Source organism: Aeromicrobium sp. REDSEA-S38_B2 (genome assembly GCF_001628525.1).
In the GTDB taxonomy this organism is placed as follows: Bacteria; Actinomycetota; Actinomycetes; order Propionibacteriales; family Nocardioidaceae; genus Aeromicrobium; species Aeromicrobium erythreum.
On sequence record NZ_LUNH01000037.1, the window covers coordinates 42,254 to 66,983 of the forward strand.

23 protein-coding genes are annotated in these 24,730 nt (G+C 72.4%); 10 read left to right on the forward strand and 13 right to left on the reverse strand.

Annotation, left to right across the window (positions count from 1 at the left end; genetic code table 11):
* Positions 1-94: 94 nt before the first annotated feature.
* Positions 95-1,648 carry a M20/M25/M40 family metallo-hydrolase gene (locus A6Q81_RS09060; RefSeq protein WP_286690252.1) on the reverse strand — a complete coding sequence of 518 codons (1,554 nt, stop codon included), beginning with the start codon at positions 1,646-1,648 and terminating at the stop codon, positions 95-97.
* Between the two features lie 107 nt (positions 1,649-1,755).
* Between A6Q81_RS09060 and A6Q81_RS09065 the strand changes: the two genes are divergently transcribed.
* The 3 genes from A6Q81_RS09065 to A6Q81_RS09075 are packed head-to-tail and all read left to right on the forward strand — an operon-like array spanning position 1,756 to position 5,151.
* Positions 1,756-2,832 carry a M24 family metallopeptidase gene (locus tag A6Q81_RS09065; RefSeq protein ID WP_067857430.1) on the forward strand — a complete coding sequence of 359 codons (1,077 nt, stop codon included), beginning with the start codon at positions 1,756-1,758 and terminating at the stop codon, positions 2,830-2,832.
* Positions 2,833-2,845: 13 nt separating this feature from the next.
* Entirely contained in the window at positions 2,846-4,345 is a 1,500-nt protein-coding gene (lnt, locus tag A6Q81_RS09070; RefSeq protein ID WP_067857427.1) for an apolipoprotein N-acyltransferase, read from the forward strand.
* Between the two features lie 14 nt (positions 4,346-4,359).
* Positions 4,360-5,151 (forward strand): polyprenol monophosphomannose synthase, encoded by a 792-nt coding sequence (locus tag A6Q81_RS09075; RefSeq protein WP_502692810.1) that lies wholly within the window; start codon positions 4,360-4,362, stop codon positions 5,149-5,151.
* A 1-nt stretch (position 5,152) separates the two neighbouring features.
* Here the strand turns inward: A6Q81_RS09075 and A6Q81_RS09080 are convergent, their stop codons facing one another.
* From A6Q81_RS09080 to A6Q81_RS09105, 6 genes are all read right to left on the reverse strand, one after another.
* A complete protein-coding gene (locus A6Q81_RS09080; protein WP_067857424.1) occupies positions 5,153-5,527 on the reverse strand; it encodes an RNA polymerase-binding protein RbpA in 375 nt (124 codons plus the stop codon).
* A 62-nt stretch (positions 5,528-5,589) separates the two neighbouring features.
* Positions 5,590-6,915, reverse strand: coding sequence for an MFS transporter (locus A6Q81_RS09085; protein ID WP_286690254.1), 1,326 nt, complete (start codon positions 6,913-6,915; stop codon positions 5,590-5,592).
* A complete protein-coding gene (locus A6Q81_RS09090) occupies positions 6,902-7,687 on the reverse strand; it encodes a glycerophosphodiester phosphodiesterase family protein (RefSeq protein ID WP_286690255.1) in 786 nt (261 codons plus the stop codon). The genes A6Q81_RS09085 and A6Q81_RS09090 overlap by 14 nt, the downstream gene beginning before the upstream one ends.
* A gap of 62 nt (positions 7,688-7,749) precedes the next feature.
* Complete coding sequence (locus A6Q81_RS09095) at positions 7,750-9,285, reverse strand: UDP-N-acetylglucosamine 1-carboxyvinyltransferase (protein ID WP_286690256.1); 1,536 nt, start codon at positions 9,283-9,285, stop codon at positions 7,750-7,752.
* Positions 9,286-9,323: 38 nt separating this feature from the next.
* Positions 9,324-10,292 carry a DMT family transporter gene (locus A6Q81_RS09100; protein ID WP_067857412.1) on the reverse strand — a complete coding sequence of 323 codons (969 nt, stop codon included), beginning with the start codon at positions 10,290-10,292 and terminating at the stop codon, positions 9,324-9,326.
* A gap of 1 nt (position 10,293) precedes the next feature.
* A complete protein-coding gene (locus tag A6Q81_RS09105; protein ID WP_286690257.1) occupies positions 10,294-10,953 on the reverse strand; it encodes an MBL fold metallo-hydrolase in 660 nt (219 codons plus the stop codon).
* 67 nt (positions 10,954-11,020) lie between these two features.
* Here A6Q81_RS09105 and A6Q81_RS09110 point away from each other — a divergent pair, with 67 nt between their 5' ends.
* Both A6Q81_RS09110 and A6Q81_RS09115 read left to right on the forward strand, forming a co-directional pair.
* Complete coding sequence (locus A6Q81_RS09110) at positions 11,021-11,914, forward strand: alpha/beta hydrolase (RefSeq protein ID WP_286690258.1); 894 nt, start codon at positions 11,021-11,023, stop codon at positions 11,912-11,914.
* 41 nt (positions 11,915-11,955) lie between these two features.
* Positions 11,956-12,750 carry an alpha/beta fold hydrolase gene (locus tag A6Q81_RS09115; RefSeq protein ID WP_286690259.1) on the forward strand — a complete coding sequence of 265 codons (795 nt, stop codon included), beginning with the start codon at positions 11,956-11,958 and terminating at the stop codon, positions 12,748-12,750.
* A gap of 27 nt (positions 12,751-12,777) precedes the next feature.
* On the opposite strand, the gene A6Q81_RS09120 is transcribed toward A6Q81_RS09115, so the two are convergent.
* From A6Q81_RS09120 to A6Q81_RS09130, 3 genes are read right to left on the reverse strand one after another with little or no spacing between them, the layout of a single operon-like run.
* A complete protein-coding gene (locus tag A6Q81_RS09120) occupies positions 12,778-13,164 on the reverse strand; it encodes a low affinity iron permease family protein (RefSeq protein ID WP_286690260.1) in 387 nt (128 codons plus the stop codon).
* 9 nt (positions 13,165-13,173) lie between these two features.
* On the reverse strand, positions 13,174-14,346 hold the full coding sequence (locus A6Q81_RS09125) for an MFS transporter (protein WP_067857397.1): 1,173 nt from the start codon (positions 14,344-14,346) through the stop codon (positions 13,174-13,176).
* Entirely contained in the window at positions 14,343-14,765 is a 423-nt protein-coding gene (locus tag A6Q81_RS09130; protein WP_286690261.1) for a DoxX family protein, read from the reverse strand. The genes A6Q81_RS09125 and A6Q81_RS09130 overlap by 4 nt, the downstream gene beginning before the upstream one ends.
* Before the next feature lie 804 nt (positions 14,766-15,569).
* On the opposite strand from A6Q81_RS09130, the gene A6Q81_RS09135 reads away from it, so the two are divergent.
* Both A6Q81_RS09135 and A6Q81_RS09140 read left to right on the forward strand, forming a co-directional pair.
* A complete protein-coding gene (locus A6Q81_RS09135; protein WP_286690262.1) occupies positions 15,570-17,930 on the forward strand; it encodes an ATP-binding cassette domain-containing protein in 2,361 nt (786 codons plus the stop codon).
* Positions 17,927-18,865: a DMT family transporter gene (locus A6Q81_RS09140; RefSeq protein ID WP_286690263.1), complete on the forward strand. Its 939-nt coding sequence runs from the start codon at positions 17,927-17,929 to the stop codon at positions 18,863-18,865. The genes A6Q81_RS09135 and A6Q81_RS09140 overlap by 4 nt, the downstream gene beginning before the upstream one ends.
* Here A6Q81_RS09140 and A6Q81_RS09145 read toward each other — a convergent pair.
* Positions 18,849-20,594: a GNAT family N-acetyltransferase gene (locus tag A6Q81_RS09145; protein ID WP_286690264.1), complete on the reverse strand. Its 1,746-nt coding sequence runs from the start codon at positions 20,592-20,594 to the stop codon at positions 18,849-18,851. The two genes, A6Q81_RS09140 and A6Q81_RS09145, sit on opposite strands and share 17 nt — an antisense overlap.
* A 143-nt stretch (positions 20,595-20,737) precedes the next feature.
* Between A6Q81_RS09145 and A6Q81_RS09150 the strand changes: the two genes are divergently transcribed.
* Positions 20,738-21,538 (forward strand): alpha/beta fold hydrolase, encoded by an 801-nt coding sequence (locus A6Q81_RS09150; protein WP_286690265.1) that lies wholly within the window; start codon positions 20,738-20,740, stop codon positions 21,536-21,538.
* A gap of 215 nt (positions 21,539-21,753) precedes the next feature.
* Positions 21,754-21,933, forward strand: a complete 180-nt coding sequence (locus A6Q81_RS09155) for a hypothetical protein (protein WP_144433736.1) — start codon at positions 21,754-21,756, stop codon at positions 21,931-21,933.
* A 161-nt stretch (positions 21,934-22,094) separates the two neighbouring features.
* Here the strand turns inward: A6Q81_RS09155 and A6Q81_RS09160 are convergent, their stop codons facing one another.
* Complete coding sequence (locus tag A6Q81_RS09160) at positions 22,095-23,018, reverse strand: SDR family oxidoreductase (protein ID WP_286690266.1); 924 nt, start codon at positions 23,016-23,018, stop codon at positions 22,095-22,097.
* Positions 23,019-23,109: 91 nt separating this feature from the next.
* The gene (locus tag A6Q81_RS09165; protein ID WP_286690267.1) at positions 23,110-23,574 is read right to left on the reverse strand and encodes an Lrp/AsnC family transcriptional regulator; all 465 of its coding nucleotides are present in this window, start codon (positions 23,572-23,574) and stop codon (positions 23,110-23,112) included.
* Between the two features lie 81 nt (positions 23,575-23,655).
* Here A6Q81_RS09165 and A6Q81_RS09170 point away from each other — a divergent pair, with 81 nt between their 5' ends.
* Positions 23,656-24,588, forward strand: a complete 933-nt coding sequence (locus A6Q81_RS09170) for an EamA family transporter (protein WP_286690268.1) — start codon at positions 23,656-23,658, stop codon at positions 24,586-24,588.
* The last annotated feature ends 142 nt before the right edge of the window (positions 24,589-24,730 follow it).

The following is a 24,730-nucleotide window of genomic DNA, read 5'->3' on the forward strand; positions in this document are numbered from 1 at the left end:
CAGGTCAACCTGGGAATCTCCGCGACCTGGAACACCATCGCCCATCCGGCGGGGCCAGATGGGCGATGGTGTTCCGAAACGTGGGGACGGCTCGTCAGCGCTGGGCTGCGGGGCCCTCCGTGACCTTCGGGGCCTTCTTGGCGGTGGCGTTGGTGCGCACCTTGGTGCGGGCGCCGTCGCCGTACAGACCCTTCTTCGACACGCCCAGGGTGGCGACGGCGTGGGCCGCGCCGTCGGTGAGCTGGCCGAGCACCGTGGTGTTCAGGCGGGTGATGTCGTCCTGCGGCGTGTGGTAGTTCGGGTCGAGGATCTCGCCCGCCGTCCCGCCGTAGATGCTCGCCTGACGCTCGGTCTTCACGTCGTCGGCACCGCTGAACAGGCCGCCGGCCGGGATGCCGTACTGGATGAACGGGCCGTAGTCGGAGCGACCGTCGAACTCGGTCGGGTCGGTCGCGAGCCGGGCGCGGCCGAAGTAGTCGGTGAAGACCTTCTCGATCTGGGCCGAGCCCGCGGGACCGGCGGTGCCGAACGACGAGCCGTCCCCGTCGTAGACCAGCCGCACGTAGTTCGGCGAGCCGAGCATGTCGAAGTTCAGGTTCGCGTAGATCTTCGAGCGTGCGCCGTCCGACAGCGTGTCGACGTAGTGCTGCGAGCCGAGCAGGCCCAGCTCCTCCGCTCCCCAGAACGCGAACCGGACCGGACGCTGCAGCTTCTTCGTGTAGCCGGTCTTCGCCAGCTGCTTCGCGATCTCCAGCGTGCCGGCGACGCCGGTGCCGTTGTCGTTGATGCCGGGCCCCTCGGGCACCGAGTCGAGGTGCGCGCCGACCACGACGACCTGGTCGTCGTGCTTCGTGCGACGCGGCCAGTCGGCGATGAGGTTGTGCGTCTCGCGCTCCAGGTCGGTGACCGTGTCGGTCGTGACCGTGGCCGTGGCGCCACCCGCGCGGACGTCGTCGACGAGCGCCACGGCGTCGTCGTACGACAGGCCCACGACCGGCAGGTCGACCGGCGAGCCGAGCGTCCCGGTGGCCAGCTCGGTGCGGTCGGGGTTGCCCTCGTTGAAGATGATCACGGCGTCGTAGCCGGCGGCCTGGGCGTTCGACGCCTTGAGGCCGAAGTCGCAGGTGCCGCGCTGCACGAGCGCGACCGAGGGTTCCGTGGGAGCCGGCTCGAAGTCGGCCTCCTCGCAGCCCGACGTGCTGCTCGGCGTGGGCGAGGCCGGGATGACGACGTCCTTCGTGGGGACGACCGGCCCGGTGACCGAGCCGGAGCCGGAGTAGGTGAAGACCCCGGTCTCGAGCGTCTTCTCCTCAGGCGTGCGCTGCACGAGCGTCGCCGGGCTGTTCTCCGCGAAGAACGGGAAGGTGAAGGTCTGCTTGCGGACCCGGTAGCCGGCCGCACGCAGCGTCTTGGCGACGTAGTCCGACGACGCCTCGTAGCCCGGCAGCCCCGACGCGCGGTTGCCGCCGTTGCGGTTCGCGATGGTCTGCAGCTGACGCAGGTGCTGGAGCACCCCGTTGACCTGGACGGCCTGCGTCAGCCTCGTCGTGTCGACCTCCGGCTTCGAGCCACCGGCGACGGCCGGTGACGCGGAGACGAGGCCTGCGGACAGGACGACCGCTGCGGTGGCAGCGACGATCTTGCGCATGGGGATCCCCCGATCCACTCGTGATGTGATCCGTACACCCTAGGGGAGACGCGCCGCCACGGCACCTGTCGACGGCTGCGGCGGGCTCCACGACGTAGGCTCGACGCGTGACCTCCCGTTGGACCCGTGCCCAAGACCTCGCCCGCAGCCGGTCCGTCGGGGCCCTGCTCATCACCCCGGGCGCCGACCTGCGCTACCTGACCGGCTACCACGCCAAGCCGCTGGAGCGGCTGACCTGCCTCGTCGTGCCCGCCGACGGCGACCCGGTGCTCGTCGCGCCCGCGCTGGAGCGCGCCGCCGCGGAGGCGTCGGGCGTCGAGGTCGAGATCGCGACGTTCGGCGAGACCGACGACCCCTACGCCCTCGTCGGCTCGCTGCTGCCCGCCGACGCCGTCGTCGCGGTCGACAACCAGATGTGGGCCGAGCGGGTGCTCGCCTTCCAGCGACGCTTCGCCGACGTCCGGCTCGCCGGCCCGCTGCTCGCGGAGCTGCGCATGCGCAAGGACCCGCACGAGGTGGCCGCCCTGCGCGACGCCGGTGCCGCGATCGACCGCGTGCACCAGCGCATGGGGGAGTGGCTGCGACCCGGCCGCACGGAGCGTGAGGTCGGCGCCGACATCGGCCGCGCCATCCTCGAGGAGGGGCACGAGCAGGTCGACTTCGTCATCGTCGGCTCCGGCCCGAACGGCGCGTCCCCGCACCACGAGGTCTCGGACCGCGTGATCCAGGAGGGCGACCCCGTCGTCGTCGACATCGGCGGCACGAACGCGGCCGGCTACTGCTCGGACTGCACCCGCAACTACCTGGCCGGAGGTACAGCCCCGCGCGAGTACCTCGACGCCTACGCGGTGCTGGAGGAGGCGCAGCAGGTGCAGCGCGAGCACGCGCGACCTGGCGTCACCGCCGAGTCGGTCGACGCGGTCGGACGTCAGGTGCTCGCCGACGCCGGGCTCGGAGACCTCTTCATCCACCGCACCGGCCACGGCATCGGCACCGAGACGCACGAGGAGCCGTACATCGTGGAGGGCAACGAGCTCGTCCTCGAGCCCGGCATGGCCTTCTCGATCGAGCCCGGCGTGTACCTCGAGGGTCGCTACGGCGCGCGGATCGAGGACATCGCCGTCTGCACCGACGACGGCCTCGAGGTGCTGAACAACACCTCCCGCTCCCTGACCGTCCTGTGACGCGGCGTCGACCGTGAGGTGGTACCTGGCGGCGCCGCTCGCCGCGGTCGCCGGCCTGTTGAGCGCCGCCGCGTTCGACCCGTGGTCGGTGCCCTACGCGATGATCGTCGGCGTCGCGCTGCTCGTGTGGGTGCTGCGTCGTCAGCGTGACGTCCGGGTCGCGGCCGTGCTCCTCTCCGGTGCGCTCTACGGGGCGGCCTTCATGGGTCCGCTCATCTGGTGGATGAATGCCGTGAGCAGCGGCGCGTACGTCGCCCTCGTCGCCGCGCAGGTCGTGATGCTGGCGGTGATCGCCGTGCCGCTGCGCGCAGCCCTGCGGCTGCCGGGCTGGCCGCTCTGGGGCGCTGCTGCCTGGGTGCTGGGGGAGCAGGTGCGCAGCGGCTTCCCGTTCAGCGGGTTCCCGTGGGGCCGACTCGCCCACACGGCGATCGACACCCCGCTCGCCCCCTACGCCCGTCTCGTCGGCATGCCGGGGACGTCGGCGCTGCTGTTCGTGCTCGCGGCGATGCTCGTGGTGCTCGCCGGCGCCGGGGTCGCCCGGCGCTCGCTCGCCGTCGGCGTCGTGGTCGCGGTGGTCGTCGCGGGTCTGTTCCTGCCGTCGGGGCTCGCCGGGGGAGGCCCGGAGCGGCGGATCGCGGCCATCCAGGGAAACACGCCGGGTGCGTTCCTGACGTGGCCGCGCGGCGAGATCGGCGCCCTGCACCTCGCCGAGACGCAGCGCTACGCCGACGCCGTGTCCGCCGGCACCGAGCGCGCCCCGGACCTCGTCGTCTGGCCCGAGAACGCGCTCGACGTGGACCCGTTCGCCGACCCCGTCCTGGCCGGGCGCATCCAGGCCCTCGTGCAGCAGCTCGGCGCGCCCATCCTCGTCGGCGCGATCCTCGACGGGCTCTCCGACCGCACCGCCTACAACGCGGGCATCGTCTGGGACGGTGACGGCCCCGGCGAGGTGTACGTCAAGCGCAAGCTCGTGCCCTACGGCGAGTACGTCCCGTTCCGACGCGAGCTCGGCGACCTCGTGCCGCGTGTCGACCGCGACATCCCGCGCGACATGCTCCCCGGTCGACGGGCCGGCGACCTGCGCGCCGGGTCGGTCGTCGTCGGCGACACGATCTGCTGGGACATCGCCTACGACGGCGTCGTGGAGCAGGCCGTCCGTGGCGGCGCCGAGGTGCTCGTGGTCCAGACGAGCAACGCCAGCTTCACCGGCACGTCGCAGCCCGACCAGCAGTTCAAGATCTCCCGCCTGCGCGCTATCGAGACCGGACGCTGGGTCGTCGTGCCGTCCACGAACGGCATCAGCGGCATCATCGACGCGAGCGGTCGCGTCGTGGCCGAGGCGCCGCGGGAGCAGCCTGCGACGCTCGTCGCCGACGTCGGCACGGCGACCGGCCAGACCCCCGCGACGCGGGCCGGACGCTGGCCGGCCGTCGCGCTGATGACCCTCGGGCTCCTAGGGTGGGTCCTCGGAGCACGTGACCTGCGCCGGTCGCGTCGGAGGGAGCACGCGTGAGGGTCCTGGTCGTCATGCCCACCTACGAGGAGGCGGACAGCCTCCCGGGGGTGCTGCAGCGTCTGCGCACGTCGGAGCCCGACGTCGACGTGCTCGTCGTCGACGACGCGTCGCCCGACGGCACGGGCGAGCTCGCGGAGCAGGTCGCGGCGACCGACCCCGGCGTGCACGTGATGCACCGTAGCGGCAAGGCCGGGCTCGGCGTCGCCTACCGCGCGGGCTTCGCCTGGGGCCTCGAGCGCGGCTACGACGTGCTCGTCGAGATGGACGCCGACGGCTCGCACCTGCCCGAGGAGCTGGGTTCGCTGGTCGAGGCCGCCCGGACGGCCGACCTCGTCATCGGGTCACGCTGGGTCGCCGGCGGCTCCGTCGTGAACTGGCCGTGGTACCGCCGGCTGATCTCGCGTGGAGGCACTCTCTACGCGCGGGTCGCGCTCGGGCTGCCCGTCCACGACGCGACGGCCGGGTTCCGCGCCTTCCGTGCCGACACGCTGCGCCGCATCGACGTGGCCGGCGTCGCGTCGCAGGGCTACTGCTTCCAGATCGACATGACCCGTCGGGTGCACGAGGCGGGCCTGCGGGTCGTCGAGGTGCCGGTGACGTTCGTCGAGCGCGAGCTCGGCACGTCGAAGATGAGCTCGTCGATCGTGCGGGAGGCGCTGTGGCGCGTCACGGTGTGGGGACTGGCACGGCTCATCCCCGGACACCGCCGCCGCGCCCGGCGGATCGCCCCCGGACACGGCGAGACCCCGGCACCGGGCCGGGGTCTCGGATCGTCGTCCGACGTGGGGCGCGAGCCCCGCTGAGTCAGGCGGACTTCTTCTTGCGGCGGTGCAGGTGGGGCGGTCCGATCTCGCCGGAGCGCAGCAGCTCCAGGCGCTCGGTGAGGATCTCCTCCAGCTCGGTCTCCGAGCGGCGCTCCAGCAGCATGTCCCAGTGGGTACGTGCCGCCTTCTCCTCCTTCTTCTCCGGCGCGGTGCCGTCGCGAAGTCGGCCGATGCGACCCGTCTTCGGGTCCTCCCACTCGTAGGGGATCTCGGCCTCGTCGGACATCACGACCAGGAAGCTGTGTCCGTCGTCGCAGACGTACTCGATCTCCTGACGAGGGGCCATCTCGACCCCGCGCTCGTCCTCGAAGCTCTGGGCGCCCAGCCGGGCCCCCCGCAGTGCTCGTTCAGCCATGGGTCACTCCTCTCGTAGGTGACAACGTAGGTCACCCCCTTGAGATTCCCCTGAGGAGCGGGTCAGCGCATCTCGAGTGCCTTGTCGCGCAGCTGCGCCGGGACGAGCAGCAGGGCGACCAGGCCCAGGCCGAGCACGAGGATGAGCCCGAGGATGCCCCAGCGGTCGTCGCCGCCGACGAAGGCGAACAGGCCGAAGAAGGTCGGGGCGAGGAACGACGCGGCCCGCCCGGTCATCGCGTAGAGGCCGAAGTTCTGGCCCTCCTTGCCCGGGGCCGTGAGACGTGCGAGGTACGTGCGCGACGCCGACTGCGCCGGACCGACGAAGAGGCACAGCAGCAGGCCGAAGACCCAGAACCCGGCCGTGCCGTGCACGAAGACGAGCACCACGCCGACGACGATGAGGGACACCAGCGAGAAGACGATGACGCGCCGCGGGCCGAGGCGGTCGTCGAGCCGACCCGCGACGATCGCGCCGCCTGCTGCGGCGACGTTGGCGGCGATCGCGAAGTAGATGACCGTGTCGCTGGTGAACCCGTACACCGACACGGCGATGACGCCGCCGAAGGTGAACACGCCCGCGAGGCCGTCGCGGAACAGGGCGCTCGCGAGGAGGAACTGCAGGGTCACGCGGTCGTCGCGCCACATGGCGCGCAGCTCGGCGAACAGCACCCGGTAGGACTCGACGAAGCCGGCCCGGGGGAGCGGACTGGCCTCCGCCGGCAGCTCCGGCACGGCCAGCAGCACGGGGAGGGCGAACACGAGGAACCAGGCCGCCGAGACGACCGCGACGACGCGGATGTTGAGGCCCTCGTCGGTCGACACGCCCAGCAGGCCGCCGTCGCCGCTGATGAAGCCGAGGAACACGACGAGCAGGAGCACGATGCCGCCGAGGTAGCCGAACCCCCAGCCGATGCCGGAGACCCGGCCCACCGTCGCCGGCGTGGACACCTGGCGCAGCATCGCGAAGTAGGGCACCTGGGCGAGCTCGAAGAGCACCGTGCCGACCGCCAGGAGCAGCAGGCCCAGCCACAGGTGGTGGTAGTCGTCCTTGACGAAGAACATCAGCGCCATGCAGGTGACCACTGCGCCGGTGAGGAGCGCGAGGGAGCGCTTGCGGCGGCCGCCGCCGTCGGAGCGTTGGCCGAGGACCGGCGCGAGCACGGCGATGACCAGCGATGCGGCGGCGATGGACCACGCGAGCCAGGTGCTCGGCGAGACGGGGCCCGGCAGCCCCTTGCCGACGCTGTCGGTGAGGTAGACCGAGAAGACGAACGTGACGATGACGGCGTTGAAGGCTGCGGACCCCCAGTCCCACAACGACCAGGCGACGACCTGGCTGGGGCGGGTGCGCCCGGCGACGGCGTCGCCGGTCTCAGTGCTGCTCATCGGGCCAGCTCCCTCGTTCGTCCAGGACGTCGCGCAGGACGTCGGGCCGGTCGGTGACGATCCCGTCGACGCCGATCTCGAGCAACATTCTCATCTCGTCGGGGTCATCGACGGTCCAGACGTGCACCTGCAGACCCGTCTCGTGCGCGCGGCGGACGAAGCGCGGGGTGACGACCGTGATCGGGCCCCGCCGTACGGGCACCTGCACGCAGTGCACGCCCCGACGTGCCGCGAGCCGGCGGACCCAGCGCGTCGGACCGAGCTTGAGCGCGGCGATCTCCAAGGGTCCGCCCGAGCGGGCCGCGTCGGGGCAGAGCGCGCGGAGGCGGCCGAGGCGGGCCCCGGAGAACGACGCGAGGCACACGCGGTCCTCGGCGCGCGCCTCCTGCACGACCTGCACCGTCGCCTCCACGGCGGCGTCGGCCTTGACGTCGATGTTGAATCGGGCGTCGGGCAGCGTCGCGAGGAGGTCGGCGAGGCGGGGGACCGGCTCCCGTCCGGCCACCGGCACGCGGTCGATCTCGGCCGACGTCAGCGCGGCGATCGGCGTCTCGACGCCCGTCATGCGGCCGAGGTGCGCGTCGTGGAAGGCGTACACGACACCGTCGGCCGAGACGTGGACGTCGGTCTCGAGGAAGACGTAGCCGAGGGCCACGGCGTTGCGGAACGCCGTCAGCGTGTTCTCGATGCCGTCGTTCGCCGGGAGTCCGGCTCCTCCCCGGTGCGCGAGCGCGAGGGGGAGGGGCGCGTCGAGGTACGGGTGCGGGGACACGGCGACCACGCTAGCCCGACCCGGGGGGCAGCGCGGGCGCGCCGCGCGCCCGACGCCGACGCTCAGATGTCGCGGAAGGTCTCGATCTGGGCGCCGAGGGCGTTGAGGCGCTCGGCGAGGTCCTCGTAGCCGCGGTTGATCACGTAGACGCTGCGCAGGACCGACGTGCCCTTCGCCGCGAGCATGGCGAGCAGGATGACGACGGCGGGCCGCAGTGCCGGCGGGCACACGATCTCGGTGCCGCTCCAGTGCGTGGGGCCGTCGACCAGCACGCGGTGCGGGTCGAGCAGCTTCACGCGCGCGCCGAGCTTGTTCAGCTCGGTCAGGTAGATGGCGCGGTTCTCATAGACCCAGTCGTGCAGGAGCGTCTGGCCCTGCGCGGTCGCCGCGATGACGGCGAAGAACGGGAGGTTGTCGATGTTGAGGCCTGGGAAGGGCATCGGGTGCACCTTGTCGATCGGCGCGCGCAGGTCCGACGGGTAGGTCGTGATGTCGACCAGTCGGGTCTGTCCGTTCTCGGCGGCGTACTCGGCGCTGCGGTCGTAGCGGAAGCCCATCTCCTCCAGCAGCGCGAGCTCGATCTCCATGAACTCGATCGGCACGCGGCGCACGGTGATGCTCGACTGCGTGACGATGGCCGCCGCGATGAGGCTCATCGCCTCGATCGGGTCCTCGCTCGGGGCGTAGTCGACGTCGGTGTTGATGCGCGGCTTGCCGGTCACGCGCAGCGTCGTCGTGCCGATGCCCTCGATGCCGACGCCGAGCTTCTCGAGGAAGAAGCAGAGGTCCTGCACCATGTAGTTCGGGCTGGCGTTGCGGATGACCGTGACCCCGTCGTAGCGGGCCGCCGCGAGCAGCGCGTTCTCGGTGACGGTGTCGCCGCGCTCGGTGAGCACGATCGGCCGCTCCGGCCCGACGCCACGGGCGGCGTCGACGTAGTAGCTGCCCTCCGTGGCGACGACCTTCAGGCCGAAGGGGCGCAGGGCCGTCATGTGCGGCTCGACGGTGCGGGTGCCGAGGTCGCAGCCGCCCGCGTACGGCAGCTCGAACTGGTCGACCCGGTGCATGAGCGGGCCGAGGAACATGATGATGCTGCGGGTGCGTCGGGCCGCGGCCTCGTCCATCGCCGCGAGGTCGAGCTGGGCGGGCACGACGAGCTCGAGGTCGCCCTCGTCGCCGAGCCACCGGGTGCGGACGCCGATCGACGACAGCACCTCGAGCAGGCGGTTGACCTCCTCGATCCGCGCGACCTTCCGCAGGATCGTGGTGCCCTCGTTGAGCAGGGAGGCGCAGAGCAGGGCGACCCCGGCGTTCTTGCTCGACTTCACGTCGATCGCACCGGACAGCTGCGTGCCGCCCTTGACCCGCAGGTGGCTCGGGCCGGACGTGCCGACGCTCACGATCTCGGAGTCGAGCGCGGTGCCGATCCGGGCGATCATCTCCAGCGTCAGGTTCTGCTGGCCCTTCTCGATCCGGTTCACCGCGCTCTGGCTGGTGCGCAGCTCCGTCGCCAGCTCCGACTGCGTCAGCCCACTGTGCTGACGAGCGTCGCGGATGAGGGTGCCGATACGGGCCAGGTAGTCGTCTCGTGCGCTCACCCCACCAGGCTATCTCACAAGTGAGATAGGACAAGCACTCAGGTGCGGCGCCGTGTCGCCAGCGCGACGACCACGCCGACGACCGCCAACAGGCCGCCCAGCAGGCCCAGCCAGGACACGTCGACGGAAGGATCGAGCACCTCGATCACCTCCGCGGCGACCACCTGGCCGGCGATCGAGCAGAGCCCGAGGACCAGCACGCCGTGAATCTGCACGGCGACGGCGGAGATGGCGATGAAGCCGATGCCGAGCACGCCTCCGACGTAGTACCACCACTGCGAGGGGAACCCGTCGACGTGCCCCGGCGCGAGGAAGCTGACGAGGAGCAGCACCAGCAGCGCCGACGTGCCGACCAGGAAGTTGTTCCAGGTGGTGACCAGCGGTCCGCCGACCGCGGAGATCTTCCCGTTGAAGGCCTGCTGCACCGCCTGCAGGCACCCGGCCACGAGGGCGAGCGAGGCAAGGAGCAGCGACAGGCCGAGGTGGCTGCCGTCGAGGTCGCCGAGGACCTTCACGGTCACGGCGGCCACGGCGAACAGGGCAGCCACCGCCCGCGGTCGCGAGACGGGCTCGTGCCCGCCTGGCCCGAGCCCCACGTGGTCGACCACGAGCGAGGCCACCGACTGGCCCGCCGTGAACGCGACGATGAACAGCGCGACGCCGATGACGCCGACGGCGATGCCCTGGGACGCCACGAAGAACGCCCCGCCCAGCCCGCCGAGCAGGTGCACCGGCCGCAGTCGCGGGCGGTCGGCGCCGTCGGCAGGATCGCGCAACGCGTCGAGGACGCGACGCAGGCCGGCGCGCCGACGCGGGTGCGACAGCACGACGGCGCTCAGCAGGACCAGGCCGCTGCCGAAGCTGACGACCGCGGCCAGGGCGCCCGCCCGGAGGCCGTCGCCGAGCTGACCGGCGAGCGAGGCGTTGACGCGCGACTGCAGCGTGATGAGGGCGCCGACCAGCAGCATGAGCGGGACCGTGGCGGCCCGCAGGACGGGGTGCTCCACCTCAGACGTCGAGGCGCTGGCCGGGCGTCAGTCGGTGCGCGCGGTCGGCGTCGACCCCACCGAAGTTCACGACGTGGTTCCAGTACACGCCGTAGGCGACCTCGGAGATCGTCGCGTCGTGGATCGGCAGCAGGTTCGACGGCGACACCGTCTGCAGGAACTCGACGGTGTCGGCGATACGGGCCCACGGCGCGCTGAGCGGGAGGGCGAGGACGTCGACCCCGTCCGGGATCGACGCGTAGGAGTCGCCCGGGTGGAACAGGCGCACGCGGCCCCCGTCGGCCGACGGTCCCTCCACGAGGAGACCGACGTTCGCGACGACGGGCAGCGCCGGGAGGATCACGGCGTGCCGCTCGCCGACGCCGGTGAGGGTGAGGTCGCCGATCTCGGTGACGTGACCGGCGCGGTGGGCCTGCCACGGCTCGCCCTGCTGCTCCGCGGTCTCGGGGTCGGCCACGAAGAGCGCCTGCGGGTTCGCCTCGACGAGCTCGCGCGCCCGGTCAGGGTGCAGGTGGTCGGGGTGCTGGTGCGTGACGACGACGGCATCGAGGTCGCGCGCGGTGAACGCGTCGTCGAGGCTGAAGGCGCCGGGGTCGACGAGCACACGTGCTCGATCGGTCTCCAGCAGCAGGGCGGCGTGCCCGAGTCGGGTGATCCTCACCCCTCCATCATGCCCGCGTCCCTCACGGCCCGCCCATCCGTCCACCACCCGGCCACGAACGAGGGTCATGGGCCTCTACGCCGACGCGACCGCGCTCCTGATGAACCTCACCGCACCCCTGACGGTGCGCTACGGCGACGCGCTGCAGCTCGTGCGCGACGAGGTCGACGACCCGAGCACCTGGCGGGTGCCGACGCGCCACGGCCAGGTGCGGTGCTTCGTGTACCGGCCGCGTCCGGGCCGCCGGGCGGCACCGTCGACCCCGGGTGCGTACGTGCACCTGCACGGCGGCGCGTTCCTCATGCGGCACGCGGCGATGGACGACTTCTTCGCCCGGTGGGTGGTCGCGACGACCGGTGCGGTCGTCGTGAACGTCGACTACGACGTGGCCCCGCGGCACCGGTACCCCGTGGCGCAGGAGCAGGCGCACGACGTGCTGCGGTGGGTCCAGGAGCACGGCCACGAGCGCGACGTCGACGGCACACGGGTCGTCGTGGGCGGATTCAGCGCCGGCGGCAACCTGGCCGCGTCGGCCTGCCTCCAGGCGCGCGACGCCGGCGAGCCGCCCGTGCGGCTGCAGCTGCTCGGCGTCCCGTCGCTCGACGTCTCGACCACCGTCAAGCCCGCGACGATCCCGCGGCCGATGATCGACGAGCGCATCGTCGGGCTCGTCCGAGCCACGTACTTCAAGGACGCCGCGCGACGCACGGAGCCCTACGCGTCGCCGCTCCTCGCCGACGACGTCTCCGGCCTGGCGCCCGCACTCGTGCTGACCGCGCAGCACGACGCGTTGCGCGCCGAGGGCGACGCGTACGCACAGCGCCTGTCCGACGCGGGCGTCGCCGTCGAGCACCACGTCGTGCCGGGCCAGGACCACTACTTCCTCGATCCCGGCGACCTCGACCAGGCACGTCACTGGATGCAGGTGATGTCCGAGGCGATCCTGCGCGCGCTGGACTGACCCGGTCGGGTCCCGTGGGCGCGCGGTCCTAGGCTGGGCGCGTGAGCGACGCCATCTACGCCCGCGAGGTGGGGGAGAGCGGCGAGCGCGTCGCGTTCCTGCACGGTCTGTTCGGCCAGGGCCGCAACTTCACGCAGGCGGCGAAGGCGCTGCAGCCCGAGCTGCGCTCCCTCCTCGTCGACCTGCCGAACCACGGTCACTCGCGCTGGACCGACACCGTCGACTACGTCGACGTCGCCGACCGGGTCGCGGCGTTCCTGCGGGAGCGCTGGGTGGGCGGCGGTCGGACGCACCTCGTCGGGCACTCCATGGGCGGCAAGGTCGCGATGGTGCTCGCGCTGCGTCATCCCGAGCTCGTCGACCGGCTCGTCGTCGTCGACATCGCCCCCGACCGCAGCGAGGGTGCCGACGAGTTCGTCCACCTGCTCGACAGCCTCGCGTCGCTCGACCTCGCGACCCTCGTGCGTCGCGGCGACGCCGACGAGCAGCTGCGCTCCCGCATCGACAACGACACCGTCCGCGGCTTCCTCCTGCAGAACCTGCGCAGCGTCCCGGCCGAGGAGGGAGGCGGCTTCCGCTGGCAGGCGAACCTCGACCTCCTGCGCCGCGACCTCGAGGTGATCGGCGGGTTCCCCGAGGTCGACGCGACCTTCGACCGTCCGGTGCTGTGGCTGGCGGGGGAGCGGTCGGCCTACGTGGGCCCGCAGCACGCCGAGCACATGCGGCGGCTCTTCCCCCGCACCCGGCTGGTCACGGTGAAGGGCGCCGGCCACTGGGTGCACTCCGAACGGCCCGAGGCCTTCGTGTCCGCCCTGCGGACGTTCCTGCTCGCCTGAGGTCGGCGCCCGACCGCGCGGTCTGGATCAGTGCCGGTCCTCCAGCCCGACCGCCTCGCGCAGCCGCGTGACCGACTCGGCCAGGCGCTCGTCGTCGCGTGCCCGCGACTCCATGAGGTCGGCGATCGCCTCGGCGAGCACGTTGAGCTTCTCCTGCGACGCCTCCTCGGTCCGACGCCCGGCGTTCTCGAGCAGCGCCAGCAGGAACAGCGACTGCACGCTCGCCACGGTGTGGATCGCCACCTGCCACGACTTCAGGTCCGGCCAGAACGGCACGCTCACGAGCCAGGCCACCACGATGGCGGCGCACAGCAGGAAGAACGGTCCCCTGGAGACGAAGCCCTGCGTCGCCTCCACGAACCGGTCGAACATGGAACGGTCGTCCTGGCCGCGTGCGGCCTCCTCGGTACCCATGACCGGAGGCTAGGCCCGGCGCGCCTCCCGCGCAGCAGGGACGACGAGGGCCGACGGCACGAGGAGCACCGCCACGACGAGCAGCGCGTCGAGGGTGCCGACGTGGTCGGCCACGAAGCCGATGAGCGGGGGACCGGCGAGGAACGCCGTGTAGCCGATCGTCGACACGACGCTCACGCGCGCGGCGGCGCGTCGGGGGTCGTCGGCGGCGGCGCTCATGCCGACCGGGAAGCCCAGCGAGGCGCCGAGCCCCCAGAGCGCCACGCCGACCATCGCGACGACGACGTTGCCGGCGAGCACCGTGAGCAGCACGCCGACGCCGGCGAGCGTCATCGTCGACCACAGGACGGCGACACGTCCGTACCGGTCGAGCACCGACGTGCCGACGACGCGTCCCGCTGTCATGGCCGTGACGAACAGCCCGAAGCCGAGCGCGCCCGCCCAGTCGGGCAGGTCGTAGCCGTCGACGAGCGCCACGGTGAGCCAGTCGTTGGCCGTCCCCTCCGTGAGGGCGAGCGCCAGGACCATGAGGCCCACCAGCAGCGTGCGCGGCTCCAGCCAGGCGGAGCCGGCCGCGGGCGCGTCGTCGTCCTCGCTCGCCTCCTCGCCCGGCAGGAACGCGCGGACCACCCAGACCACGACCACGACGGCGGGCGCGGCGACGAGCCCCAGGTGCACCCAGAGCGCCAGGTCGGCGGCTGCGGCAGCGGCTCCCGCGCCTGCACCCAGGACCGTGCCGAGGCTGAACGCGGCGTGGAAGCGCGGCATGATCGTCCGGCCGAGGTCGTGCTCGACGCGAGCGCCGTGCAGGTTCATGGCGACGTCCCACGTGCCCACGCCGAAGCCGAAGACGACGAGCGCCGGCGCCACGGCGAGCGCGGTGGCGTGCTCCACCGCGAGCGCACCGCACACCTGGGCCACTGCGACGGCGACGACGCCCGCAGTCACGACGGCGCGCGCGCCGAAGCGCTCGGCGAGCCGTCCCGCCACGGGGAGACCGGTCAGCGAGCCCAGCGAGAGCGCCAGGAGCAGCAGCCCCAGACGGCCGGGGGTGAGCCCGAGCTCGTCGCGCACGAGCGGCAGCCGCGACATCCACGACGCGACCATGAAGCCGTTCACTGTGAAGACGACGGCGACGGCAGTGCGGGCCCGTACGAGCGGTGTCGTCGCTGTCGTCGTCATGCCCGACCCTCCTCGTCGCGCTGCCGAGGCCAGGCGCCGGTGCTCCACAGCGCCCACAGGACGAGCAGCGGCTGGAAGAACAGCCGCGTGAGCCGCGCACCGTCGGAGTCGAGCCCGAACGCGTCGACCCCCTCCACGTACTGGGCGACGTTGCCGGGGAAGACCGCCACGAAGAGTCCGGCGACGAGCCAACCCACCAGCGGACGTCGAGCTCGCGGCGCGAGCAGCACCGCCGCACCCAGTGCCAGCTCGACCGCACCCGACACGAGCACCGTGACGTCGGCGTCGACCGGGAACCACGACGGCACCTGCGCGTGGAACTCCTGCCTCGCCACCACGTGCGCCACCCCCGCCACCACGAGGAACGCACCCAGCAGCAGACGACCGACGAGGCGGGGGAGGGAGGTGGGAGCTGTCACCGGACGAGGATGTCAGGTGGGTGGGGCTGGACGCGCGCGGGTGGGCGTGGGCTTGGTGGTGTGCTGCCTGCGGGGTTCTGGTCCTGCTGCTGCGTTGCCTGCGGGGGTCGTGACCTTGGTGGTGCGCTGCCTCGGCCTTCGCTGGGGCGGCCTCCGAGAGGGCCTCGGCCGGCAGCGGGCCTGGGGTGTCTTCGGGTCTCGGGGTCTGGCTTCGGCCTGTGGGTGACGCACGATTCTTCGTTTCTGCGTTCTTGACCCACCGTTCTGCGTTGGCGCGCGTCCTATCGGTGGATCTGCAACCGCAGGAGCGTTTTTGCGGTTGAGAATCCACCGACGGTGAGCGTCGCGTCGGAACGATTCTGCTTTCGGGTGGACCGTTTCACCCGAAAGCAGAATCGTTCGTCACCCCAACGCAAAGGGCACCCACGATTCGTCACCCACGCGTGCGAGGCCGAATGCTTCTGCGTTCACGACGGGATCCCGTGACAAACGCAGAATCCTTGGACCCCGACGCGCGAACGCAGAATCTTGCGTCAACCCCGTGCCCAACCCTTAGCCCGAGACCCCAGACCAGCGCCGTCGCCAGCCGCCCGGTCGAGGCCCTTGCGGAGACCACTCCCAGCGAAGGCCGAGGCAGCGCACCAGCAAGACCAGACCCCCGCAGGCAGCGCACCACCGACCCCGGACACCCGCGGTAGCGCAGCAGCGACCACGAACCCGCGAAGGCAGCGCACCAGCAACACAGCACGCAGCACACTCCGAAGCACGTGACCACCCACCGCCGCCGTCGCTAGCCTGAGCGACATGGCTCACACCGCTGACCGGCACGACGTCATCCGGGTGCAGGGTGCCCGGGAGAACAACCTGAGGGACGTGAGCGTCGACCTGCCGAAGCGACGGCTGACGGTGTTCACGGGGGTCTCGGGGTCGGGGAAGAGCTCGCTGGTGTTCGGGACGGTTGCGGCGGAGTCGCAGCGGCTCGTGAACGAGACGTACAGCGCGTTCCTGCAGGGGTTCATGCCGTCGCTGTCGCGTCCCGACGTCGACCACCTGGACGGGCTGACGACGGCGATCATCGTCGACCAGGAGCGGCTGGGGGCGAACCCGCGGTCGACGGTCGGCACCGCGACCGACGCGAGCACCATGCTCCGCATCCTGTTCAGCCGGATCGGCGAGCCCTACGTCGGCCCGCCCACCGCGTTCTCGTTCAACGTGCCGACGCGCACGGCGAGCGGTGTCATGACGACGGAGCGGGGCGGGCGCACGGAGAGACGCGTCGCGCGCAAGGAGGTCTACCTCGGCGGCATGTGCCCGCGCTGCGAGGGCATGGGCGCCGTCAGCGACTTCGACCTCACCGCGATCTACGACGCCGACAAGTCGCTCGCCGACGGGGCGCTGCTCGTCCCGGGCTACAGCATGGACGGGTGGTACGGACGCATCTTCTCCGGCGCGGGCCTGCCGATGGACGTGCCCATCGGCCAGCTCACCGACGCCCAGCGCGAGAAGCTGCTGCGCGGGGAGCCCGAGAAGATCCGCGTCGACGGCGTCAACCTCACCTACGAGGGCGTGCTCACGAAGGTGCAGAAGTCGATGCTCAGCAAGGACGTCGAGGCGCTGCAGCCGCACGTCCGGCGCTTCGTCGAGCGTGCCGTCACGTTCACGACCTGCCCCGACTGCGGCGGCACCCGACTCACCGTCGGTGCCCTGTCGTCACGCATCAGAGGCAAGAACATCGCCGACCTCAGCGCGATGCAGGTCAGCGACCTCGCCGCATGGCTGCGTGACCTCGACGAGCCCTCCGTGGCCCCGCTCGTCGCCGGCCTGCAGCACGTCCTCGACGCGTTCACCGAGATCGGTCTCGGCTACCTGTCCCTCGACCGTCCCGCCGGCACGCTGTCGGGAGGCGAGGCGCAACGCACCAAGATGATCCGGCACCTCGGGTCGTCCCTCACCGACGTCACCTACGTCTTCGACGAGCCGACGGTCGGCCTGCACCCGCACGACGTCGAGCGGATGAACCGGCTGCTCCTGCAGCTGCGCGACAAGGGCAACACGGTGCTCGTCGTCGAGCACGAGCCGGAGACGATCCGCGTCGCCGACCACGTCGTCGACCTCGGGCCCGGAGCCGGGTCCGAGGGCGGCACGCTCTGCTACGAGGGTGACGTCGCGGGACTGCTCGCCAGCAGCACCGTCACCGGACGCCACCTCGACGACCGCGTGCCCCTGAAGGACGAGGTCCGCGCGCCCACCGGACGGCTCGAGGTGCGCGGCGCGTCCAGCCACAACCTGCGCGACGTCGACGTCGACGTGCCTCTGGGCGTGCTCTGCGCGGTGACGGGCGTGGCCGGCTCGGGCAAGAGCTCCCTGGTGCACGGGTCGATCGCCGCGCACGAGGGCGTCGTCGTCGTCGACCAGTCGCCCGTGAAGGGTTCGCGGCGCAGCAACCCGGCCACCTGGACGGGCCTGCTCGAACCGGTGCGGAAGGCGTTCGCGAAGGCCAACGGGGTCAAGCCGGCGCTGTTCAGCTCGAACTCCGAGGGAGCGTGCACCACCTGCGGCGGCGTGGGCGTCGTCATCACGGAGCTCGGTGTCATGGCGACCGTCGAGTCACCTTGCGAGGAGTGCGAGGGACGTCGCTTCCAGCCGTCGGTGCTCGTGCACACCCTCGGCGGCAGGAACATCGCCGAGGTGCTCGAGCTCTCGGCGGCCGAGGCCGCCAGCTTCTTCGCTGAGGGCGAGTCGCGCGTGCCGGCGGCGCAGAAGGTCGTGGCGCGGCTCGTCGACGTCGGGCTCGGCTACCTGACGCTCGGGCAACCGCTGTCGTCGCTGTCCGGCGGCGAGCGTCAGCGGCTCCGGCTGGCGGCGCAGCTGTCGGAGTCGGCCGAGGTGCTCGTGCTCGACGAGCCGACGACCGGACTCCACCTCGCCGACGTCGAGAACCTGCTGGCCCTGCTCGACCGCATCGTCGACGAGGGACGCTCGGTGGTCGTCGTGGAGCACCACCAGGCGGTGATGGCTCACGCCGACTGGGTGATCGACCTCGGCCCCGGCGCCGGCCACGACGGCGGGCGCATCGTCTTCGAGGGCACGCCCGCGCAGCTCGTGTCGTCGGGCAGCGGGCTCACCGCGCAGCACCTGGCGGCCTACCTCGGCACGTCCGGATGAGGGACGCACGTGCGGTCGGGGCGGTGCTGCTCGCGTCGCTCTGCTTCGCCACGACCGGCACCGCCCAGGCCCTCGCCGAGGTCGACGCCTCGCCCGTGGCGGTCGGCCTCGCCCGCATCGCGCTCGGCGGCGTGCTGCTCGGTGCCGTCGCCGTCCGGCTCGCGCGCGTGCCGTCGTCGTCGCGGGCCTCCACGACGGCGGAGGGGAGGGGCGCCTCGCTCCTCGGCCGGCTGCCTCCCGCCGCACTCGTCGCCGTCGGCGCGACCGGCGTCGTCGCCTACCAGCCGACGTTCTTCGAGGGCACCGAGCGCAACGGCGTCGCCGTGGGCACCGTGGTGGCGCTCGGGTCGGCACCGGTCGTCACGGGGGTGCTCGACGCGCTGCTGTCGCGGCGGGCACCGACGCTGCGGTGGTGCGTGGCCACCGTGCTCGCACTCCTGGGCGTCGTGTGCGTGGCCGGCCTGCTCGACGGGGGCGCCTCCACCGGCGCCGCGGTGCTCTGGTCGGTCGGGGCGGGCGGCTCGTACGCGCTCTACACGCTCGCCGCGAAGGAGCTCCTCGGTCGGGGCCGGTCCGCGGCGCGCATCATGGGGGTGCTCTTCGGCGTCGCGGGCGTCGTGAGCCTGCCCGTGCTGGCCGTCCTGGCTGGCGCGTGGCTCCTGACGCCCGCCGGCCTCGTCCTGGTGGTGTGGCTCGGCGTCGTGACCACGACCGTGGCGTACCTGCTGTTCGGCTGGGGGCTCGCCCGGCTGCCGGCGCCCGAGGTCGCCACCCTGACCCTCGCCGAGCCGCTGTGCGCGACGCTGCTCGGGGTCGGCCTGCTCGACGAGCGCCTCGGCCTCGTCGCCGGCGTCGGCCTGCTGGTGCTCGCCGCCGGCCTCGCGCTGCTGGCCACGGGAGCCCGCGAGCCTGCGGCCGTCAGAGGGGTCGTTTGAAGCCGACGTGGCTCGGCTCGTAGCCGAGCCGCTCGTAGAACCGGTGGGCCGCGTCGCGCGAGGTGTCGCTGGTGAGCTGGGAGAGTCGCGCGCCGCGGGCGCGTCCGTGCTCGTGCGCCCACGCCATGAACGCGCCGCCCAGGCCGCGGCTGCGCCAGCGGGGCGCCACGCGGACCCCCTCCACCTGCATGCGCGTCGTCCCTCCGCGCGAGAGGCCGGGCAGGATGGTCAGCTGGGCCGTCGCGACGACCTCGTCGCCGTCGCGCACCACCACCACGAGCTGCGACGGGTCGCGCACCAGGGAGTCGAACGCCTCCTGGTAGACCGACGCCGTGCCGTGCTCGCGGGAGGCGCCGATCGGGTCGTCGGCGAGCAGCGCCACGATGGCGGGCACGTCGGCCCGCTCCGCCCGCTCGACGCGCAGTCGCTCGCCGTCGACCTCGAGGGTGGTCCCGGCGTCGCGAGCGGCTCGACGGACGCCGTCGACGACGGCGTCGAGCCAGCCGCCGACCGACCCGCGCGCCTCCGCGGTGTCGGGGTAGCGGCAGCGCAGGTGCACGCCGCCCTCGTCGAGCACGAACCACACCATGACCCCGTCGGTGCGCCCAGCTGCGCTGACGTACTGCGCCTCGAGGCCCACGTGGTCGACGTGCACCGGCAGCCGGCGCAGGTCGAGCCACGAGAACGCGAACATGCCGGGGGACTGGGGCATGCCGCCGTACGGGGCGAACACGTCGGCGAGCGGCCACGACCCGAGCCGGATCGCCTCCTTCACGGCAGCAGCGCAGGCGGTCGGGTCGGGGTCGGGGGAGTCGATCACCGCGTTCGTGATGAACCACCCGACCGCGTCGTGCCAGATCTCCTCGTAGCGACTGTGGACCGGGAAGACGGCGCGGAACGGCGCGTCGGCCAGCGACCGCGTGACCCGGGTCATCACCGACGTCACCAGCGCCAGGGTCGAGACGCCCTGGGCCCGCGCCGCGCGCTCGAGCCAGGCCATCGCGTCGACGTCGAGCACGTCGCGCACCTCGACCCGTTCGAGCACCGGCGTGGTGACGTCGCCGAGGGGGAGGGGGAAGCGGGGCATGGTGTCGCCGCAGGCGCCGAGCACCTCGGCCCACCGGTCGCGGACGTCCTGCGGGGGTCGCTCGCGGCCGAGCAGCGACTCCGTGTGGCTCGAGAACGCGCGGGGGAGCACCTCCGACGCGGTGTGCCCGAGCTCGCGCAGGAGGTCGCGCACGACCACGAGCAGCGACCACATGTCGACGTGCGCGTGGTCGGACCCGATGACGACGGTGGGCCGGTCGTGCGACTGCACGACGCACAGCCGGTGCGACGGCCTCGACAGGGGCCGGCAGTGCTCGTCGAGCACCCCGCGGATCGCGTCGCTCAGGCGGGTGCCGGGTGCCATCGGGTGCTCGCGCCAGGACCCCGGCCCGACCTCGACCTCGTGCAGCTCGACGTCGCCGTCGTCGTCGAGGGAGAAGACGGTGTGCAGAGTGCCGTGCCGTCGCACGACGGCGAGCCAGGCCTCGGCGAGCCGGTCGAGGTCGACGTCGGGGAGCCGGACGGTGATCGCCATCCACGAGCCGGGGCGGTCGCCCTGACCGACGTGACGCTCCTGGTCGAAGGAGACCGGGAGGCGCTCGCCCGTGGCGCCGACGGTGAGGTCGTACCCCATCACGCGACCGAACGGGAGTCGCAGGTGGGCCACGTGGGTGAGCCGCATGGTCGTCACTCTAGGGCCGGCCCCGACGTCGCGCGCCCCGTCGGCCACTGCGTGTCTCGTCGCTCACAACGAGCGCTCGGACGGCCGTCGGGGCCTTGCGCCGTCGTAGTCTGGGAGGTCCCGAGACCGAGGAGCCGCCCGCCATGTCGTCCGTGTCCGTGCCTGGAGCCGTCCTCGACGTCGACGTGCAGGGCGACGACGGTCCGGCGGTGGTCGTGCTCCACGGCCTCACGTCGAGCAGGCGCCGCGACGCGCTGCTGGGGCTCGACGTCGCCGCCCGTGTGCCGGGGGTGCGCCTGCTGCGCTACGACGCGCGAGGCCACGGACGCTCCACCGGCCGGACGGTCGTCAACGAGTACACGTGGCCACGGCTCGCCGACGACCTCGAACGTGTGATCGAAAGCTTCTTCCTGGGGGAGCAGGTCCACGGGCTCGGCGGGTCCATGGGGACCGCGACGCTGCTGCACGCCGCGCTCAGGGACCCGGCACGGTTCGCCTCGCTCACGCTCATGATCCCGCCGACGGCCTGGGCGTCCCGCCGGGCCAAGGCTGCTGAGTACGAGGCGTCGGCGCGGCTCGTCGAGTCGTCGGGCGTCGACGCGTTCGTCGCGCTGGCCGCCGACGCCGTCCCGCCGCCGGCGACGCACGGCCGCCCTGACACGGTGCCTGACGTCGACGAGGCGTTGCTGCCCACCGTCCTGCGTGGCGCTGCGCGTTCGGACCTGCCGTCCACCGCGGCGCTGGCGACGCTCGACGTCCCGACCCAGCTGCTGGCCTGGACCGACGACCCGGCGCACCCGTTGAGCACCGCGCGGACGCTGCACGACCTGTGGCCGTCGAGCTCGCTCGTCGTCGCGACGACGCCCGACGACGTCCGCGCCTGGAGCGCGCTGCTGGCGGAGCACGTGCACCGTCACGACGTCGCCGTGCGCGCCGGCTCCTGAGCCCCTTCTGAAGCACACGATATCGATCCGATAATGCACATTATGTCAAGTAGTGTCGATCGTTGTGCCTCCCCCTGACCGCAAGACCTCTGCAGAACCTCTCTGGCCGACGTTCGTCGAGCCAAGTGCGTCCTTCACTGCGACCCTCGAGATGCGGGTGCGGAGGAGCCGCCACGCAGACCGGGTCGTCAGGGCGACGGATGGGAGCGGGCGCGATGTCGGTGCTGGGGATGCTGGGAGCCGTCGCGATGCTGGCGGGCATGATCGCGTTCGTCGGGCCCGCGACCCGGTTGGCCCTGACGGGCGCCGCGGGCTGGGTGACGTCGGAGAAGGTGCTCGTCGCAGCGTCGATCGCGCTGATGCTGTCGGGCGCGGTCTGCTTGACACGTCCCTGAGCACCTCAGGGCCGCGGGACGACGCGGGCCTGCTCGAGACGGTCGAACAGGTCGAGGAACGCCTGGAGCGTCGGCTGGTACCCCGTGAACCCGAGGACACGACTGCGGGTCATGTCGGCCAGGCACTCCATGTCGCGTCCGAGGTCGCCGTCGGTGTGCCACTAGGAGGCCACGCGGTCCACGTCGGCCTCCACCAGGCCGTCACGTTCGGCGATGCGTGACCACGTCGCTGCGGCGTCGGCCATCTGCTCCTCCAGCGGCCGCGGCTCGCCCTCGGAGCCCTCGGCGTCGACGCCCAGACGTGCGGCCAGCAGCGGCCACAGCCACCGCCAGCGGAAGACGTCGCCGTTGACGACGTTGAACGCCGTGTCGGCAGCGGCCGGTGTCGTGGCGGCCCACACCAGGTGCTGGGCCAGCAGGCCCGCGTCGGTCATGTCGGTCAGGCCGTCCCACTGGGTCCGCGACCCAGGGAAGACCATCGGTCTCCCCTGCTCACGGCAGATCGCGGCCTGGACCGCGAGCGTCTGCCCCATGTTCATCGCGTTGCCCACTGCGGCGCCGATCACCGTGTGGGCGCGGTGCACCGACCACGTGAAGCCCGCCCGCTCCGCAGCGGCGAACAGCTCGTCCTCCTGGGCGTAGTAGAAGTTCGGGTACGGCAGCCGCGGCTCGTCCTCGCGGAACGGGGTGTCCGGCACCTCCCCCTTCCCGTACGCCTCGAACGGACCGAGGTAGTGCTTGAGACCCGTCACCAGCGCGACGTGCTGCACGCTGCCCGCCGCGTCGACGGCGTCCAGGAGGTCGCGCACCATGCGTCCGTTCACGCGGATGTTCGCGGCCTCGTCCTCCTGTCGCATCCAGGCCGTCACGAAGACGTGGGTCGGGGCGTGGGGCGCGAGCGACTCGCGCAGCGACGCCTCGTCGGTCAGGTCCGCCGCCACCCCGAGCACGCCGTCCACCGGCGCGCGACCGCTGCGCGACAGGCCGAGCACCTCCCAGCCCTGCTCGACCAGCTCCCGGCACAGTGCCGAGCCTGCGATGCCGGTGGCTCCTGCCACCAGCGCGGTCCGCGTCGTCTCTCCCATGTCCTCGACCCTAGGCACGTCGCGTCCGGCCTGCTCGGCGCGCGGCGGCCACGCAGCGTGCTCCGAAGGACGACTCCCTTCCTCCCCTCCCCTACGGAACCGGGACGGGCGACGGATCCTTCGTGACGCCGAACGCGAAGGTCGTCTCGATCGACGCGAGCGACGGGATGTCGCGGATCCTGTCGCGCAGCAGCTGCTCGTAGCTCGCGAACGACTCGGCGACCACCTTCAGCAGGTAGTCGTGGTCGCCCGCCAGGACGTACGCCTCGACCACCTCGGGCAGGCCCCGCAGCTCCGCCTCGACCGCCTCGACGGTGTCGGTCGCGTGCGACGACAGCCGCAGCCTGACGAACGCGGTGATGCTCAGCCCGACCTCCTGCTGCGCGACGACTGCGCGGTACCCGCTGATCACCCCCGCCGACTCCAGGGCCCGCACCCGGCGCAGGCAGGGCGACGGTGACAGGCCCACCCGGTCGGCGAGCTCCTGGTTGGTGAGCCGACCGTCCAGCTGCAGCTCGCGCAGGATCGATCGGTCGATGGAGTCGAAGCGGCTCATGTGGCAGATCCTGCCACGAGGCTGCAGTGCGGTAGCAGAAATGGCAATCGCATGCCGGGGCGATCGTCCTACTGTTGCGGCGTGACCAGGACCATCCCGACCGTGCGCGCCGCCGCAGGCCCCGCCGCCCTGCTCGCCACCGTCCTGCTGTGGTCGTCGTTCGCGCTCATGACGCGGGCGCTCGGGACGTCGGGACTCACGACCCTCGACCTGGCCCTGCTCCGCTTCGCCACTCCCCTCGTCCTGCTGGCGCCGTGGGTGCCCGGCGCGCTGCGTCGGGCGCGGCAGGAGCGGACGAGCACGCTCGCCCTGCTGATGGTCGGCGGACTCCCCCACTTCCTGGTCTTCGCGGTCGGCGCTCACCTCACCAGCGCCGGGCTGACCGGGTTGCTCGTCCCCGGCACCGTGCCGCTGTTCGTCACCCTCCTCCTGCTGCGGCGGCGCAGCGTCCCGCGCGGGCGGGTCGTGGCCCTCGCGCTGATCACGGGCGGGGTGGCCGTGAGCGCCAGCACGATGACCTCGGCGAGTGGGTCGGTCGGCGTGGTCGCGCTCCTCGCGGCCGGTCTGCTGTGGGCCGTCTACACCCTCGGCCTGGCCCGGACGACCCTCGGGCTGCTCGACGTGGTCGCCCTGGTGAGCCTCGGCTCGACGGTCGGCGTGGTGGCCTCCGTCGCGCTCGGACTCAAGCCGTCGGCGGTGCTCGATGGCACGGCTGTCGGTGCGCAGGTGCTGACGACGGTGCTGCTGCTCGGCGTCGGCACCGGGATCGCGTCGACGCTCTGCTACGCCCAGGCCATCCGGCAGCTCGGTAGCGGCGCCGGCGCCGTGGCGGGCGCGTCGAGCCCCGTGCTCACGGCCACCCTCGCCGCTCCGCTGCTGGGTGAGCCGCTCGGCCCCGTCCTCGCCTTCGGGCTCGTCCTCGTCGTGGTGGGCCTCGTGCTCTTCCACACCTCCGGCCGCGCGCCCTCCTCCGCCAGGCTGTCGGTCGACCGACGACCGCTGCTGGTCGAGTAGCGGCTCCGCGCTACTCGATCAGCGACACGTTCCGCTGGTCGAATAGTCAGGACGGCGAGCGCCAGCGAGCACGTCCTGACGTATCGAGACCACCCGGCAACGGCTCAGCGCGGGCCGACCCCCCAGCGTCTGCGTGGAATGG